This is a genomic window from Streptomyces sp. NPDC031466, from assembly GCF_055581265.1.
The window spans coordinates 486,789-502,902 of the sequence record NZ_JBVIJT010000001.1; the positions used below are offsets into that span (position 1 = coordinate 486,789).

The 16,114-nt window shown below is 70.2% G+C and carries 12 protein-coding genes and 4 pseudogenes; 13 read left to right on the forward strand and 3 right to left on the reverse strand.

What is annotated here, in order from left to right; all coding sequences use genetic code 11:
- Positions 1-38 precede the first annotated feature (38 nt).
- Positions 39-539: pseudogene (locus tag ACZ5GP_RS01755) on the forward strand (carboxyl transferase domain-containing protein); the annotation flags it as partial.
- Positions 540-1,824: 1,285 nt separating this feature from the next.
- Here the strand turns inward: ACZ5GP_RS01755 and ACZ5GP_RS01760 are convergent.
- Positions 1,825-2,508: a hypothetical protein gene (locus ACZ5GP_RS01760; RefSeq protein WP_468748867.1), complete on the reverse strand. Its 684-nt coding sequence runs from the start codon at positions 2,506-2,508 to the stop codon at positions 1,825-1,827.
- 218 nt (positions 2,509-2,726) lie between these two features.
- On the opposite strand from ACZ5GP_RS01760, the gene ACZ5GP_RS01765 reads away from it, so the two are divergent.
- From ACZ5GP_RS01765 to ACZ5GP_RS01795, 7 genes and pseudogenes are all read left to right on the forward strand, one after another.
- Entirely contained in the window at positions 2,727-3,005 is a 279-nt protein-coding gene (locus ACZ5GP_RS01765; RefSeq protein WP_468748868.1) for a hypothetical protein, read from the forward strand.
- A gap of 889 nt (positions 3,006-3,894) precedes the next feature.
- Positions 3,895-5,289 carry a metal-dependent hydrolase family protein gene (locus ACZ5GP_RS01770; protein ID WP_468748869.1) on the forward strand — a complete coding sequence of 465 codons (1,395 nt, stop codon included), beginning with the start codon at positions 3,895-3,897 and terminating at the stop codon, positions 5,287-5,289.
- A gap of 35 nt (positions 5,290-5,324) precedes the next feature.
- Positions 5,325-6,506 (forward strand): histidine decarboxylase, encoded by a 1,182-nt coding sequence (locus ACZ5GP_RS01775; RefSeq protein ID WP_468748870.1) that lies wholly within the window; start codon positions 5,325-5,327, stop codon positions 6,504-6,506.
- 287 nt (positions 6,507-6,793) lie between these two features.
- Entirely contained in the window at positions 6,794-7,837 is a 1,044-nt protein-coding gene (locus ACZ5GP_RS01780; RefSeq protein WP_468748871.1) for a zinc-binding dehydrogenase, read from the forward strand.
- 229 nt (positions 7,838-8,066) lie between these two features.
- A pseudogene (locus ACZ5GP_RS01785) lies at positions 8,067-8,558 on the forward strand (oxidoreductase); the annotation flags it as partial.
- Positions 8,559-8,632: 74 nt separating this feature from the next.
- Positions 8,633-9,376 (forward strand): SDR family oxidoreductase, encoded by a 744-nt coding sequence (locus ACZ5GP_RS01790; protein ID WP_468748872.1) that lies wholly within the window; start codon positions 8,633-8,635, stop codon positions 9,374-9,376.
- 615 nt (positions 9,377-9,991) lie between these two features.
- Positions 9,992-10,303 (forward strand): hypothetical protein, encoded by a 312-nt coding sequence (locus ACZ5GP_RS01795; RefSeq protein WP_468748873.1) that lies wholly within the window; start codon positions 9,992-9,994, stop codon positions 10,301-10,303.
- A 54-nt stretch (positions 10,304-10,357) separates the two neighbouring features.
- Here the strand turns inward: ACZ5GP_RS01795 and ACZ5GP_RS01800 are convergent.
- Both ACZ5GP_RS01800 and ACZ5GP_RS01805 read right to left on the reverse strand, forming a co-directional pair.
- Positions 10,358-10,582, reverse strand: a pseudogene (locus tag ACZ5GP_RS01800) (beta-ketoacyl synthase N-terminal-like domain-containing protein); the annotation flags it as partial.
- Between the two features lie 87 nt (positions 10,583-10,669).
- Positions 10,670-11,110, reverse strand: a pseudogene (locus ACZ5GP_RS01805) (AMP-binding protein); the annotation flags it as partial.
- Between ACZ5GP_RS01805 and ACZ5GP_RS01810 the strand changes: the two are divergent.
- The 5 genes from ACZ5GP_RS01810 (at position 11,088) to ACZ5GP_RS01830 (ending at position 16,100) form a co-directional block, all read left to right on the forward strand.
- The gene (locus ACZ5GP_RS01810) at positions 11,088-11,534 is read left to right on the forward strand and encodes an ATP-binding protein (RefSeq protein ID WP_468748874.1); all 447 of its coding nucleotides are present in this window, start codon (positions 11,088-11,090) and stop codon (positions 11,532-11,534) included. The pseudogene ACZ5GP_RS01805 and the gene ACZ5GP_RS01810 sit on opposite strands and share 23 nt — an antisense overlap.
- A 48-nt stretch (positions 11,535-11,582) precedes the next feature.
- Positions 11,583-13,247 (forward strand): amidase family protein, encoded by a 1,665-nt coding sequence (locus ACZ5GP_RS01815; RefSeq protein ID WP_468748875.1) that lies wholly within the window; start codon positions 11,583-11,585, stop codon positions 13,245-13,247.
- Between the two features lie 132 nt (positions 13,248-13,379).
- A complete protein-coding gene (locus tag ACZ5GP_RS01820; RefSeq protein ID WP_468748876.1) occupies positions 13,380-14,381 on the forward strand; it encodes an ArsR/SmtB family transcription factor in 1,002 nt (333 codons plus the stop codon).
- Positions 14,382-14,495: 114 nt separating this feature from the next.
- A complete protein-coding gene (locus ACZ5GP_RS01825; protein WP_361080340.1) occupies positions 14,496-14,897 on the forward strand; it encodes a hypothetical protein in 402 nt (133 codons plus the stop codon).
- Positions 14,898-14,987: 90 nt separating this feature from the next.
- A complete protein-coding gene (locus ACZ5GP_RS01830) occupies positions 14,988-16,100 on the forward strand; it encodes a hypothetical protein (RefSeq protein WP_468748877.1) in 1,113 nt (370 codons plus the stop codon).
- Positions 16,101-16,114: the final 14 nt, after the last annotated feature.

The window sequence follows — 16,114 nt, forward strand, 5'->3', positions numbered from 1 at the left end:
AGGGGATCCAAGAAGGCGACCCTGAAAGGGTCCGATGACAGCGCGCGAAGGGCAAGAAGACGGCACGGGAGCGCATTGACCTGCTGTTCGATGCCGACTTGTTCACCGAGATCGGCCAGTTGCGCCGCCATCACGCCAACGGCTTCGGCATGGAGAACAGGAGACTGCGCACCGACGGAGTCATCACCGGCTGGGGCCCTGTGCACGACCGCACCATCTATGTATATACCCACGCCTTCGCCCGCTTCGGCGGCGCACTCGGCGAAGTCCACGCCGAAAATGTCCAAGAAATCGTGGACTTGGCGATCTCCACAGGCGCACCCCGCGGCTCCCTCAAGGACGAAGACGGCGTCCGCGTTCATGAAGGCATGTTGGCACTCGCCGGTCATGGCGGAATCTTCCGGCGCAACTCCCGGGCCTCGGGCATGCTTCCGCACATCAGCGTGACTCCCTGGCCGCGCACGGGCGGTGCAGCCTACAGCCCTGCCCTCACCGACTTCGTCTTCATGGTCCGCGACTGCACCCGTATGTTCATCACCAGCCAGGCGGGACGCTGTATCCGCGCTGGCCATCTTCTTCCGGACAAATGATGTTGGCAGTGCCTTCCGCACCCATGACGGCGACGTCATTGTCGGGCCAGGTCGGAGTGCCCAAGCTCGGTCCTGCACTCCTCGATCTTTTTCTGACGAACAGCATCAAGGGGGCGGCTGGAGCGCTGGGGACCTGGCCAGAGCGATCGACTTCCTGGGCGAGGCGAGTGGGTGACACTGAGCTACGACCGCACCTCGGTGGCGTACTGGCTCTCCGGGTCGCGCCCGCGATCCCCTGTCCCCGATCTCGCCGACCGGGCACTGAGCCGCCGCGGCGGGAGCGTGATCACCCTTGGGGACCGGGCTGCCCCAGCCACCGAGGAGAGCGATCCAGCACGTCGACTCACCGCGCTGTGCCGCCACGACACAGACCCCGCCCGGCGGTCCCCGCTGACCACCAGCGCCTGCACACTGGCCACTCTCGCCTTGCCCGACTGGACTCGCCGGCCGAGATCCGCCTCTCTGGACGCAGGCCAGCGGGCGGTCGCCTGCTCGTCATCGGATGTGCGCGTCCTGGAGGAGATGGTGGGGGTGCTCGCCTCCCTGGGCTCGGCCGACAGCGGAGGCATGCCGTTCCGCGCTGTCCGCCTACCTCACTGACGGCATGCTGGTCGCTCCGACCACCTCCGTGATACACCACCAACTCTGAACAGCGGCAGCCCAGTTGCGCGCCTGCTGGAAGTGATGACTGAGGGCGCGGGATATGTGGGCCTCGCCCAGCGTTACTACTGCACCACGCTGGACCTGGCCCGTGAGGCCGATGACCGCGGGCAGAGGAGCACAAGTCCGCGGAGGCGACGGACAAACCCTGCACGGCCCGGTTGCCCGGCGCAACGTCTCGACTGCCCCGGTCTCCACGATGGCATTCGCATACAGCGGCTCAAAAGCAAAGGGATCGTCCACACCCTCAGCTTCACCCTCGGCCTCGCAAGAGGCAGCATTCCCGGCTTTCCAGACTGTATTGCACCCGCAGAAAGGATTCAGCTTCCGCCGCATGGTCCTGTGTGCCCGGTCGTGCCGTGCGCCCAAGACGGCTCGGCATGTCTTCCGTCATCAAACCGACCGAGCAGTTCCGAGCCCGAATACACAAGAGCGCAAGCGCACAACGCGTTCACACCACGAGGGCGGAGGCGAGATCCCAACGGGCTGGATGCGGGGCACTCGATGAACCAGAGGCCTCCGCGCCCGAGCGGCAGAGCACTTGAACCCTGTCCCCCTGCTTTGAGCACTGCGCCTACTCCGCCAGCTGCTTCCTCAACTCGGCGGCGTGCGGGCCGGTGTCCGTGGCAGGCATCTTCCACCGGTAGGCGGTCTCTTCGCCGTCCACGTACATCAGGGTTCCGCCCTCTGCCTGCGTCGGCGTCAGATCGAATGCCTGCAGCCGCCACTGGTAGGTACCCGGCTGCACGGCATCAGCGTTGTTGTACTTGCCGATGGTGATGCTCGTGGAGCTGCCGCTGTCGAAGCCGATCGACTCTCCGTCGGAGGCGATCCACGACCAGCCCCCGCCACTGATCGGCGCCACCTCGTCAGCTGGCGCCCCCGTCACCGCCTTGTCCTTCATGGTGACGACGGCGAAGACCCCGCTTTCGGCGGGCTCGGTGCCGCTCTTCTGCACGTACACCACGGTGTCGGGGGTGATCTGCAGGACGCCAGAGCCACCGTCACCGATGGTCTGCGCGCGGTCGCCGAGTTTAAGATCGGCCGCCGCCTGTCCCTCGGTCCCGTCCCCGCCGGTGCCGGATCCTTGCTTTCCGGCACAGTGGCGCAGCCATTCCCTCTGGCTGACGTTCTGGTCCGCACAGTCGACCTTCTTCGCGGACGGCTTCCTCTCAGCCTTGTCGTCCCCATCTCCGCCGCACGCGGTCAGGGCGGCGAGGAGAAGCGCGGCGGTTGCGGTAGCAGTACGAACGCGCATGGGTGCCCCCAGAGTTGCGCCAGTCGGGACACCGTAGGGCAGAAGCGGCCAGCGAGGGAGAGGGTCTCGTGGCCATGCGGCGACGGGTCCTGATCCGATACGCCGCCAACGGAGGCTTCGGGACCGAGGCCCTGTAGGGGCGCTCACATACGACCGGGGAACGGTACTGAAGGCATGCGGCCGTCCTCGGCCCCGCCCGACGAGCGGAGGTGCCGCGCGTGAAGCAGCAGACGACCTTGATGCCCGACGAGTCGGTGTCGGTGCCAAGTCCCCCTTCGCGGACCCTGCCGTCCGCAATGTTCGTTGTCCGTCATCGACCTCTGGTGGCGATCCTGGCCCTGCTGGTGACCGGGTGGGTGGGGTACGACGTCGCCGAGCGCCTCTCCGCGGACGGCATGCTCCCGTCCCGGGCCGAGTCGCTGCGCGTGAACGCCATGTGCCCACGGGACACCGACGCCGCCGGCCAGGGCGATTCCGCAGCGGTCGGCGATGGGTGAGCCCCCGGCGACGCCGCGCGCGGTCGCGCCGAAGCACAGGCGGTGCCCACGGCCACACTCGAGCCTTGGGCCGGCAGGGTGATGCCGATCCCCGCAGCGGTGACCCGCGTCGAACAGCGCGTCGGCGGGTAGTTCGTCGGATAGCCGTGCATGGCGATTCTTCGGTGAGTGGTAGTCGTGGCGCCCGCTCTCGGTTCGGACGTGCCCACCCCCGCGACGCCGGCACTCTCCCACGAGGTGCATGCGGCGCACGTCAACCCGTGCCCGATGTCGCATCGGGCAACGACCTCGGCCGGCGGTGCGACTTCCACCCAAGGAGCAATCGCCCGAGTCGACCCATCTCCTTTCCGGATACAGGGCACTCGGATCAATGTGACTACGTGGATACAGAACGGCGGGCAGGACGCGGTTCGACAGGTTCGTCGAGGATGTTTGGTTTCGCTCGTCGAGGGTGGCCCACGGCCTGTTGGGTGGGAGCGGGCCGACCTCCCGCGCAGGGAGAGTGATCTTTGCATCACCTTGTGTGATCGGAATCGGCGCGAATACAGTGGTTCCGGCCGCTATACGGCTCTCTCGGCATTTCTGGTTCACCGCGTCCCGGCAAGTACCTGGAAGACCGGGTGATGTGAGTGCCTCCCCGACGTCCGCACGAGTTCTTTCCCCCGCTCCCGGCAGACGCCGCGGCCCCAAGGGGCCATCGCACGGGCTCGTACGCCAAGACCGGGTTTCGCGTCGTCGATCACCGGGTCGGCCGTGAACGCCTGGACGAAGCCCGCAGAATATCGGGGGAGTTGGTCCCGCACCCCACGTCCGGTCGGCGCGAGGCGGGCATCTGCGCGGGACCGGAGACAGTCCGAGATTCCCGCCCCGGAGCCGGCACGGACGTCCGATGGTGACGCCGCGCAGGGGTCGCGAGGACCCGGCCCGCGGTGATCGAGCCCCTGACCGTGCGGAGCGCTCACTGCTGATCAGCGCGGCGCGCTGGTGGGATCCCGCCGAGAACACCACCCGCGACAACGCCCGGGTTCTGGTCCGGGACGGTCTCATCCACCACGTCGGACCCGGGGCGGCAGTGCCGTCCGGAGCACGCAGGATCGACCTGGGTGACCGGACGCTGCTGCCGGGGTTGATCGACTCTCACGTGCACCTCACCGAGGCCTCCCCCACGTCGATCTCCGATCCCGTCAGCGCCCAGACACTCGCCGCGCTACCGCACCTGGACAGCCTGCTGCGCAACGGTTTCACCACGGTCAGGGACATGGGCGGGACCCTCGAGGACCCCCTGGTCATCCACCTGCGCGACGCGGTGGCCCGGCGAATCGTGCCGGGCCCCCGCCTGCTCGTCGCACCCCACCTGATCTCCGCGCGCGGCGGACACGGGGACAAAACGGCCGCGGCCGTTCCGCACGGGGCCCACGAGGTGGGGCCCCTCGCCGACGGGGCCAACGAGATCGAGCGCCGGGTTCGCGCCGATGCCCGCGCGGGCGCCGACTGGATCAAGTTCGCCGCCACCGGCGGCGTCACCCACCCCGACGACTCGCCGCTGCGCGCGACCTATTCACAGCTCGAGATGAACACCCTGGTGGGCACCGCGCGCGACCTGGACCTGCCGTGCGCGGTCCACGCGTTCTCCGACGAGGGCATCCGCCGCGCCGTCCGGGCGGGCGTTCGCTCCGTCGAACACGCGTGCTTGGCCACATCGGCAACCCTCGACACGCTCCGACCGCACGGCGTCTACCTCGTCCCCACCATGTACGCCGTGTCGTACTTCCTGTCCCACCTCGACGACGACGCGTTCTGGACCGACCGAGACGCCAAGGAGCGCGCGAAACTGGTACGGCACGCACCGACCCTGCGGGGACACGGCCGGCGGGTGGCCGCCTGCACGGCGACCATCGCCTACGGCACCGATGCCGGGGTGCTCCCACACCGCGACAACTGGCGCGAGTTCCCCGCGATGACGACGGCGGGCCTGACTCCCCTGCAAGCGTTGCGCTCGGCCACCGTCTCGGCCGCCGAACTCCTGCGAAGACCACGGCTCGGTCGCATCGCCGCAGGAGGCGTCGCGGACCTGATCGCCGTGCCGGGAGACCCGTTGCGTGACATCGACACCATGGGCGGCGTCGACTTCGTTCTCCAGGACGGCCGTGTGCACGTCGACCCCACCGACCCACCCCGTCGCGAGCACTCGGTGGAGCCGATGCGAGGCGATGTGCGGGCCGACGACGCGATTCTCCCGGCCCCGGGCCGGCTCGAACTCCGCCTGCTTCGAAATCCTCCGTGACATCGCCGCCTTCCGACCACCCGACAGGAGATCGCATGCGCGTCCCCTTGGAAGAGGACCTGGCCATCGCAGACGAGCCCCGCACCGCCGAGGGGCTGGCAGCCGATCGCGCCCTCCTGAACGACGTCGCGTCCTGGATGCGCGACGAGCGCGCCTACTCCATCGGCGCTCCCGTCAACCTGGACATCGACTACCGGCACCTCGCGCCGTTCCTGGCGGTGCACGGCAACAACGCCGGAAGCCCCTGCGGAACCAGCGAATACCGTCTGCACACCAAGCACTTCGAGCGCGCCGTCGTCGACTTCTTCGCCACGTTGGCCGGCGCCCCGTCGGGCGCCGCGTTCGGTTACGTGAGCAACGGCGGCACCGAAAGCAACCTGTTCGGCGTGTTCGTCGGCCGCGAACGCCACCCCGACGCCGTCCTGTACGCGTCGCGGGACGTGCACTACTCCGTCCCCAAGATCGCCCGCCTGCTCCGCATGGAACTCGCTTCGATACCCACCGGTCGACATGGGGCGATGGACCCGCGAGCTCTGGAATCGGCATGCCGAGCGAATCGACACCGCGCCGCGGTCGTCGTCGCCACCATCGGCAGCACGGGAAGGGGAGCTGTCGACGATCTCCCCGCCATCCACGAGGCGTTGTCCGGCGCCGGCGTCGAACGCGCGCACCTGCACGCGGACGCGGCGTTCGGCGGCCCGTTGGCCGCACTGGGACCGTCCCCGCGACCGTGGGGTTTCGCCGACGGCGCCGACAGCATCGCGATCAGCGGCCACAAGTTGGTCGGCTGCCCGATCCCGTGCGGCATCGTCCTGGCCCGCCCGGAGCACATGGACAACATTCGGGAGAAGGGCGCGGCGGTAGGCGCCGACGACGACACCATCGGCGGCTCCCGCGACGCCCTCTCACCCGTCCTCCTGTGGCACGAGTTGCGCCGGCTCGGCCGCGAGGGGATGGTCGACCGCGTCCGCGAATGCCTGCGGATCGCGGAATACGCCGCCGAACGCCTGGGGCGATGCGGTCGGCGTCCCACGCACCGGTCCGGTACCAACACGGTGCTCTTCGACGCCCCCTCGCAGGCGATGTGCGAGCGGTGGCACCTGTTCCAGGTCGACGGCCGGGCCCACCTGGTGACGATGCCCCACGTCACCGAGGACCACGTCGATCGCCTGTGCGCCGAACTCACCGACCCGCCTACCGACGGAACACCGGGGTGAAGCGAACCCGCGAAACCACGAACGCGGGTCGGATCAGTGAGGAGCCCCGCTGCGAGCCGAGAGCGGTATGCCCGCGCAGCGGCTCAACGGCCGTGCCTCGCCTGGGCGGGCGATTTGGGGGGCTCCCTGGGCGCACGCCGCCGCCACCGGGCGGCACCCGCGCGCCTTCCACAACGCGCAGGCCGCGGCCCGGCACCCGATCGAGGCCGAACGTTCGGGGCATGCGTTCCCCGCTCACGGCCGACACCCACCCGAGACAAGCACCGTCGAGAATGGAGCACCCCCGGATGCGCGCAACACTCATGTACGGCGCCGGCGACGTCCGCATCGAGAACGTCCCCGACCCCGTCGTCAAACTGCCCACCGACGCACTGGTCCGCATCACCGCGTCCTGCGTCTGCGGCAGCGACCTGCACCCCTACGGCTCGATGAAGCCCGAAGACGGCCCGACACGCATGGGCCACGAGTTCGTCGGCATCGTCGAGGGGGCCGGTTCCGAGGTCACCACCGTCAAGAAGGGCGACATGGTCGTTGCGCCGTTCGCCATCTGCGACAACACCTGCGCCTTCTGCCATGAGGGCCTGCACACCTCCTGCGCCCACCCTCAGGCCAACCTGTGGGACGGCGAACCGGAGGAGGGCGGCCAGGCCGAGGCGATCCGTGTCCCGCTCGCCGACGGCACCCTCGTCAAGCTCCCCGTCGCGCCGGACTCGGCCCTGATCCCCTCCCTGCTGACGCTCTCGGACGTCCTGGGCACCGGTCACCACGCCGCCGTGGCCGGCGGCGTCGACGAACGCACCCACGTCACCGTGATCGGTGACGGTGCCGTCGGCCTGTTGGCGGTCCTGTCGGCCAGACGTCTGGGCGCCGAACGGATCATCCTGATGGGGCGCCACCGGGCGCGCACCGACCTCGGCCGGGCCTTCGGCGCCACCGACGTCGTCTCCGCCCGCGGCGAGGAAGGCATAGCCCGGGTACGCGAACTGGGCGGCGGGCACGGCACGCACGTGGTCATCGAAGCCGTCGGCCACATGCCCGCCTACGAGCAGGCACTGGGGGTCGTCCGCCCCGGCGGCGTCATCAGTCGCGTCGGCCTCCCGCAATACCAACAGGCACCCGTCGGCTTCGACAGCCTCTTCGGCCGCAACATCCGCCTGGCCGGTGGAGTGGCCCCGGCCCGGGCCTACATCGAGGAACTGCTGCCCGACATCGTGGACGGCACCATCGAGCCGGGGAAGGTCTTCGACACCTCGACCGACCTCGACGGCGTCCCCGCCGGCTACCGGGACATGGCCGACCGCAAGAGCCTCAAGGTCCTCATCAAACCCTGACCCGGGTTTCGATCGGCCCGGACCGGCGGCGTACACCCACGCGGTGCCGGAGGACGCCGTGCGGAGCGGGTCGACAGCGCCCGTTGCGTCATGTCACACGTCTACCGCGAACTCATCCGAGAGACGTAGTACACAAGCGAATTCGCGAGGCCCCGCCCCTTCCCGTGCAGCCTCCGACAGCCATTCGACAGGCCTCGCCCGCGACCACGAGACCAAACCGGAGCACTCCGAAAGCATGATCCGCTTCGCCCTGGAGGTCGTCGACGCCGTCCGCACGGTGTGACCCGAGGGCCTGCCGGTGTTCTTCCGCACCGTGGCCACCGACTGGCTGACCGAGAACCCCGAGGGCACCCGCGAGGGCTGGACCGGGGACGACACCGTCCGCCTCGCCAAAGAAATCCACGCCCACGGCGTCGACCTGCTGGACGTGTCCACCGGCGGCATGGTCCGCGACGCGAAGATCGTCACCGGGCCGAACTACCAGGTGCCCTTCGCGGACCAGATACGCAACCAGGCCGGCATCCCCACCGCAGCCGTCGGCATCATCACCGAGCCGCAGCAGGCCGAGAACATCATCACAGGCGAGCAGGCCGACGCCGTCGTCCTCGGCCGCGAACTGCTCCGCAACCCTTACTGGGCCCAGCACGCCGCGCCTACGCTCGACGTAGAACCGACCTGGCCCGACCCGTACGCCTACGTCGTCAAGCGCCGCAAGCGCTGACCTCCCCACCCCGTTCAGATACAGCCTCCGCCGCGCTCCCCTCACCTGTTTCACCACCGCACCGGGAGATCCCCATGAACCACCTACAGGACAAGGTCGTCGTCATCACCGGCGCGTCCTCCGGCATCGGCGCCGTCAGCGCCAAGGCCCTCGCCGCCCGCGGTGCCAAGATCGTCGCTGCCGCCCGCGGCCGGGAAGACCTCGACCAGTTGGTCACCGACATCGAGAAGGCCGGCGGCACCGCCACCGCACGGCTCGCCGATGTCACCGACGCCACCGACATGCAGGCGCTGGCCGACTCCGCCGTCGACACGTACGGGCGTATCGACGTCCTCGTCAACAACGCCGGACTGATGCTCTTCTCGCACTGGAAGGATCTCGCGCTCGACGACTGGAACCGGATGCTCGACGTGAACATCCGCGGCTACCTCAACGGTGTCCACGCCGTCCTGCCCGTGATGCTCCGCCAGAAGTCCGGCCACATCCTCAACATGGACTCGGTGGCCGGCCACCAGGTCGGCGACGGCGCCGGTGTCTACAGCGCGACGAAGTTCTTCCTGCAGGCCATGACCGAGTCCATGCGCAAGGAACTCAGCGTCCGCGAGGGCATCAAGGCGTCCACGATCAGCCCAGGCGTCATTGACACCGGCTGGGCCGACAAGGTCACCGACCCCGCCGGACGCAAGGCCGCCCAGGAGCTCAACGCCCTCGCGATCAGCCCCGAGGCCGTCGCCGATGCCGTCGTCTACGCCCTCGACCAACCCGCCGATGTCACCGTCAACGACCTGGTCATCTCCCCCACCCGTCAGGACTGGTAAGCGCGGAGGCACTCCACACCGCATGGAAGGAACACCAGGCCCGTGTCCGGCCTTGCCTTCCCCATCCCCTGCCTCCACCTCGCCGTCCCGGCCCACGACCTCGACGCCTGCCACCGCTTGCACGGCGAGACGCTCGGCCTGGCGCAGGGCCGCAGCGCCGACACCTGGGTGGACTGGAATCTCTGCACGGCCACCAGCTCGTTACCCCCCTCGCCCCGGACAGCTACATGATCCGGTCGACGGCCATGACGTCCCTGTACCGTACTTCGGGCTGATCCTGACCATCGACGCTTTCCACCGGCTCGCCGACCGCCTGCGCGCGGCTGCGTGCGATCAGGCGACGTGCCCCCCGACGACGCCTCCCGCGGAACAGGCCCCCGCCGCTACGGCCAGCTCCACGCCTACTCGTCCTACCTGTATCGGCGCTGGAACATGACCGAGCGTCACGGCACCGACCCTCGACGCCTGGCCCACCTGCGCCGAAGACACCGGAGCCGTAGGAGCGCAGCCCTTCTCCGGGACGGCCAGGAAGTTCTCCGGTTCGACCGGCGACGCCACCGACCCCGTTGGTCCCTGCCGTGGCTCGGTCCGAAGGCGGTCCGCGTCCTGGCCGAGGTGAACGAGCACCTGGCGCCCATCCCCGTCCTGCCGGTGCCGACCCTGACGGCGTTCGGGATGCACAACCCAGGCTTCCTGCGGGCCGGCGTCTGGCCGGTGAGCCCGCTCGTACACCCGCGGATCGTCCGCTTCATGGAGCAGCTGCCGCACGAGCACATGCGAGGTGTGGGAGGTCTCTCCTCACACGTTCCCCTGACCACGGAGCACGAGATCGCCGATTCGCTGCAAACCCGGTGGCTGCGCTTCGTGGCCGGCGAGGGAGAGCCTCTGGAATATGCCATCCCCCACTGCCTTCTGTTTCGATCTTGAAAAACAGGTGGAAACAGAAGGTCAAAGCCGCTCAGGGCCTCGACGCTTGAACTCGTCGCTGTACATCATCCCCACGTACACACCGTTCGCCGAGCCGCGCAGGGCGCGGGGCACGATCCCGGCGTGTTCGAAGGCCTCCCAGGCCACTTCCAGGAGCAGCCGGTGCTGCGGGTCCATGGCGACCGCCTCGCGGGGCGATATGCCGAAGGAGCCGGGGTCGAAGCGGTCGACGCCGGAGAGGAAACCCCGGGGCAGCGCCAGGCTATTCCCACGTTCGCCACGGGGTCGTCGCCCGGCCGCGCCACGCATACGCCGGGGTGCGTGGCGCCGGTGACGGGACACGGGACGGCGCCGCGCGAGCGGAGGTGGGCGGCCAGCACCGCCGCCTCGCCGCGGCGTCTCGCCGGGTGCCGTCATGGTGACCGGGCCCGCCTCCGTACTGCCGTAGTGCTCCAGATACGGGACGCGGCAGAGCGTCTCGAAGGCCTGCCGGAACTCGGGTCCGGCGGCCGCGCCGGCGCTGACGCAGCCGCGCAGCGCCGGTGCGCCGAGCCCGCCGTCGACACCCTCGCCGTCCGTGCCCCGCACCTCGTCGAGCAGGGCCGAGTACGTGGTCGGCACCCCGCCGAGGAGGGTGCAGGGAGCGTCGGCGCGACGCAGTTCGCCGAGGACATCGCGCACCGAGAACCGGGGCAGCTCTTTCCGCCACCGCCCGGTCCGGCGTGCCCGGCGCTTTGCGGGGCAGAGGGAAGTGACAAGCACGAACGTCGAAGAAGGAGGGGTGATGGACGAGCAAGTCTCGCTCACCGCCGTGGGCTGGGCGCGATCGCTGCCGGTGAGCAGCGGCGTGAAGGCGGCCCGCGACTGGACCCGTGAGCACCTGCGGTCCCTGGACTGGTCGAGGACCGCGCCCGACCTGGTGGACGCCGTCCTGTTGACCGTGTCGGAGCTGGTCACCAACGCCCATGTGCACGCCCGCAGGGACGCCCAGCTCATCCTCACCTGGGACCACGACTGCCTGCATGTGACCGTGCACGACCCCGACCCCGACCTGCCGCAGCCGCGCGACGCCGGGGACGACGCCCTGGGCGGGCGCGGCCTCATGCTGGTCGACGCGATGGCCGACGACTGGCAGGTCAGGCCCTGCGCCAAGGGCAAGGCCGTCATCGCCTGTTTCCAGCCCCCCAAGTCCCCCGATGCCACCGATCCCACCGCTCGACCGGCCACGTAGGGCCCGCGCCCTTGCGCCGGACGCCGCCCGTGTAGTCGGCTGAGGCGCATGGGGAAGAGAAGCATGGCCGCAATGACCGCCGCCCTGGTCGCGGGGTCCCTCTTGACGGTCGCGCCGCACGCGGGCGCGCAAGCCGCCGATCGAGGTGGCGAGCGAGGATCGTCGCCGCATGGGCGCTCTTCCGTGCCCGGGGTCGACCTCGACACGGTGACGATTCCGGAACTGCAGGCGCGTATGACCGACGGGTCGCTGACCTCGTCGGCGTTGACCCGGGCCTACCTCCGGCGGATCGAGGACGTGGACCCCCGCATCCATGCCGTGCTGCGCACCAGTCCGACGGCTCTGCGCCAGGCGGCCGCGAGCGACGCGAGGCACCGGCGCGGCAAGGCCCTTGGGCCGCTGGACGGCATCCCTGTCCTGGTCAAGGACAATGTGAACACGCGTGACATGCCGACGACGGCCGGTTCGCTGGCGCTGGCCGGGAAGCCGCCCGGCACGGACGCCCGGCTGGTCACCCGGCTGCGCGCGGCGGGGGCGGTGATCCTCGGCAAGACCAACCTGTCCGAATGGGCCAACTTCCGCGCGGCGAAGCCGACATCGGGGTGGTCGGCGGTGGGCGGGCAGACCCACAACCCCTACGTCCTGGACCGGAACCCGTGCGGGTCCTCGTCCGGCTCCGCCGCCGCGCTGGCCGCGTCGTTGTCGCAGGTGGCGATCGGCACCGAGACGGACGGCTCCATCGTGTGCCCGGCCGGGACGAACGGCGTCGTCGGCCACAAGCCCAGCCTCGGCCTGGTCAGCGGGTCGGGCGTGGTGCCGATCTCCGCCGAACAGGACACGGCCGGGCCCATGGCGCGCAACGTCGTCGACACCGCGCTGACCCTTGCGGTATTGAGCGAGGGCGTGGACCCACGCGGTGACGGAGCCCGCTCGGCCCTGCGAGGTCTCCCGGGCGTCCGGGCCCTCCCCCCGGGAGCGCCCGGTGTCGCCGGGAGCGCGACGGCACAGTACGGCACCGGTCTGCGCGGCAAGCGGATCGGCCTGTGGCGCCTGCCCTCGCTCGGGTCGGAGGTGGACGCGGTGATGACCCGTACCGCGAGGAAGCTGCGCGAGGCGGGTGCCGTGGTCGTCGAGGTGACACCGCCCTACCAGGCACGTCTGGCCGAGCTCGAATTCCCGGCGCTGCTGAGCGAGTTCCACCGGGACATCGACGCCTATCTCGGCACGCGCGAAGGGCCGCGGAACCTCGCCGAACTGATCGAGTTCAACCGCGCCCAGCCCAGGGAACGGACCTGCTTCGCCGGTCAGGAACTCTTCGAGCAGGCCCTCGCCGCGCCGCCCACCACCGATCCGGCGTACCGGGCGATGCGCGCGGAACTGACGGACCTCTCCCGGCGTTCCATCGACGAGACCATGGCCGACCACCGCCTGGACGCCATCGCGGCCCCCGCGAACCCGCCCGCCTGGACGACCGACTGCGCACGCGGCGACAACGACGTCATCCCCTCCTCCACCCCGGCGGCCGTCGCCGGATACCCGTCCCTGTCGGTGCCCGCCGGCAGAGTGGGCGAACTGCCGGTCGGGCTGCTCCTGATGGCCGGCGACCACCAGGACGCCCGGTTGCTGTCGCTGGGGGCCTCGGTGGAGCACCGCCTCAACGCCTGGCGCGCACCGCGCTATCTGCCGACGACGGGGTCCGTGGCGCCTCGGTGAACAGCCTGGTGAACGGCGTCGCCCGGTGAGCGCGGGAGCCACCCGGGCCTGAAGTCCCGGTGGGGCGCGCCGGGTTGGGGCATGCTGGAGGTATGCTCGCGCGCTCCACTTCGGCGGCAGGGGGGCCGGTCGGTGTTACGCATTCACTTCACCGCGCAAGACCTCGCCCGGACCCGGGTGGCCGCGACGATCGGTGTCGCGGCGGAGGTCTACTTCAGCCTGGAGCTGCTGCGGGAGAAGCGGGAGCTGCCCCACTTCCGCTCGTGGCGGTCGGCGGTCGCGGGCCGGATGGGGGCGGACACACGCCCTTTGACGTCGCTGGTCCCGGTGCGGGGTCCCGGGCTCGACCTGCTGGCGCTGGCGGGTGATGTGCCTCTGCTGGACCACGCGGTGGACAACCTGCTGCATGCCCCGGTGTCCCGGCTGCGACGCGAGATCGAGGGCCTCGACTTCCACCCGGCGCACCTGCCGTGGGCCAGGCGGGTGTCCGAGGGCGACCGGGAGGCGGTACGGGAGCTCGCCGAGGGGGTGCGCGCCTGCCATCGGCTGACCGTGGAGCCCTACTGGCACCAAGGGCGTTCCGAGCTGGTCGCGTTGTCCACCCGGTGCGCGAACCTGGTGCTGGAGGGAGGCGTCGATCTGTTGCTGCGTTCGATCTGCCCGCCCCTGGTCCGCTGGTGTCCGCCGGTGCTGGAGGCGCCCTACCCGCGCCGGGTCGAGGTGCGGCTGCAAGGCAGGGGGCTGATCATCACGCCCACGATCTTCTCCAAGCGTCCGGTGAGCTTTCTGTGGGACCCGCTCGACACCGCGCAGCCGCCCCGACTGACCGTGCCGGCTCTCCGCCGGTCGCTGACCGGTACCGGGCCGGCGGAGGCGGACGGTTCCACCCTGCGCAACCTGGAGTCCCTGCTGGGCCGCACGCGGGCTGCCGCCCTGCGCGTGACGGCGGAGGGCTGCACGACGAGTGAACTGGCCCGCCGCCTGAACGTCACGGCCGCCGCCGCCAGTCAGCACGCGACGGTGCTGCGGAACGCGGACCTCATCACCACCAGCCGCCGGGGCGGCTCCGTGCTGCACCGCATCACCCCGCTCGGCCTTGCCCTGCTGCGGACGGGTGTCCCGACGGAACCGTGAGACCCCGGGCCCGCGGAGGCCTTAAGCCATGACTTAAGAGGTGGGCCGCAGGCGGCAGGACTCCCAGGATGTGAAGCCGCAACGGACCCATCCCACCTCCCCCTTGGAGAGCGCATGAAGACTCCTCTCGCCGCCGCCCTCGGTTCCGCCGTGCTGACCGCGGGCGCCTTGCTGGGCGCTCCCGCCGTCAGCGCGCAGACCACCGCCTATCCGACCACTCCCGTCGACGTCACCTACGGGGCCAGCTACGTCCGCGGCACCCTGACCTGGTACAACCGATCGGTCGGTTTCAGCGGGACACTCCGGGCCGTCGGCTGCCGCAGGGCGTGGTTCGGCGCTTACGATGCCAACAACGTCAAGCGCGGTGAAGTGAGCACCAGCACCAAGTGCGACACGACGTATGCGATCAATGTCGGAATCCCCGCGGATGTGGCCGGTGGGGCCGCGTCCGTCATCGTCTGCATCGACGACGCGAACGCGAACCCGCTCAAGTGCGTGCGGTACTACCGGCCCTGACCCGTCCGACCGGTCGGGGAACGGGTGCCGCACCAACCCCGGGGCGGAGCGGCAGCGCGACGCCCCGGGGCTCGTGTGGGGAGGACGGGAATGGTCACACGCCGGGGCTTCATCGACGGGGTGTCGGCGGCGGGTGCCGCGACCCTCTTCGGCGCCACGCCGCCGGCGTCCGCCGCCGCGCGGGCGAGCGGGGCGGCAGACACCGAGCGGCAGGCGCGCGACGCGATCCGCGCGGCCAACGTCGGCATGCGCGCGAGCTATGCCGCACTCAAGTCCGAGCTGATCCACCGCCTGAGCCCCGTCATCGTCGTCCAGAACGATGCGACCGGCGGCAGGTTCACCCTCATCCGCGACGGCCACCCGCAGGAGTCCGTCACCCCGGTGCCCGAGCTGTTCGAGCTGGCGAAGTCGATCAGTCACGTGCCCCAGGGCATCTTCTCCATCCTTGCCGCGTACTTGAGCGACAAGGTGCCCCACCATCCCGCTGCGGGGCGTATCGACCCCCACGACCTGGGCATGGTCGCCTTCGAGGGGCCCCGCTCGGCGGGCTGGATCGGCCCGCTCCAGGATTACGCCGCCACCCTGACCACCGCGCGCCGGCAGCTCGGCGACGCCCACATGCCACGGCGATTCGAGGACGCCTGCGGGAGGATCCTCGACCTGGCACTGGCGTTCATCCGCGATTCCGTGCGGAGCGGGGGCTTCGACATGGCGTCGTTCGAGGAGTTCTCGGCCAAGGCGTATCCCAGTATCCGCACGAACATGGAGTACGCGGCCGCGGCACAGATCTCCGGCGTGGAGGGTCTCCTGCGCGTATGGCGGGAGACCCTCGGCGAGAAGGCCTGGAAGGACCTGTACACGGTCGTGCTGTCGATCTGGACGACGTCCGAACTGAACCAGGCGTCGATCATCATCAGGCGATGCATGGATCCGGCGAAGGTCGCCACCCATCTGATCGATCTGCCGACGGTCGAGGTGCCGCGCGACCCGGTCTTCGTCGCCCTGGACAATCTCGCCCGGATCGTTCAGGACAACGTCTCGGCGGAAATGGTCTTCCCCACCGATCCGACGGTCGCGGACGCCTTCAAGGGCAAGGAGGACCTGCTCTCCGTCGAGATTCTCGGCCAACTCGGAGCGCGGGCCGGGACTCCCGCGGCCTCGCCCTCGCCGGCGTCCGCGTGTCCTGTCCGCAGGGGCTCGTGACCGCCCCTGCCGGC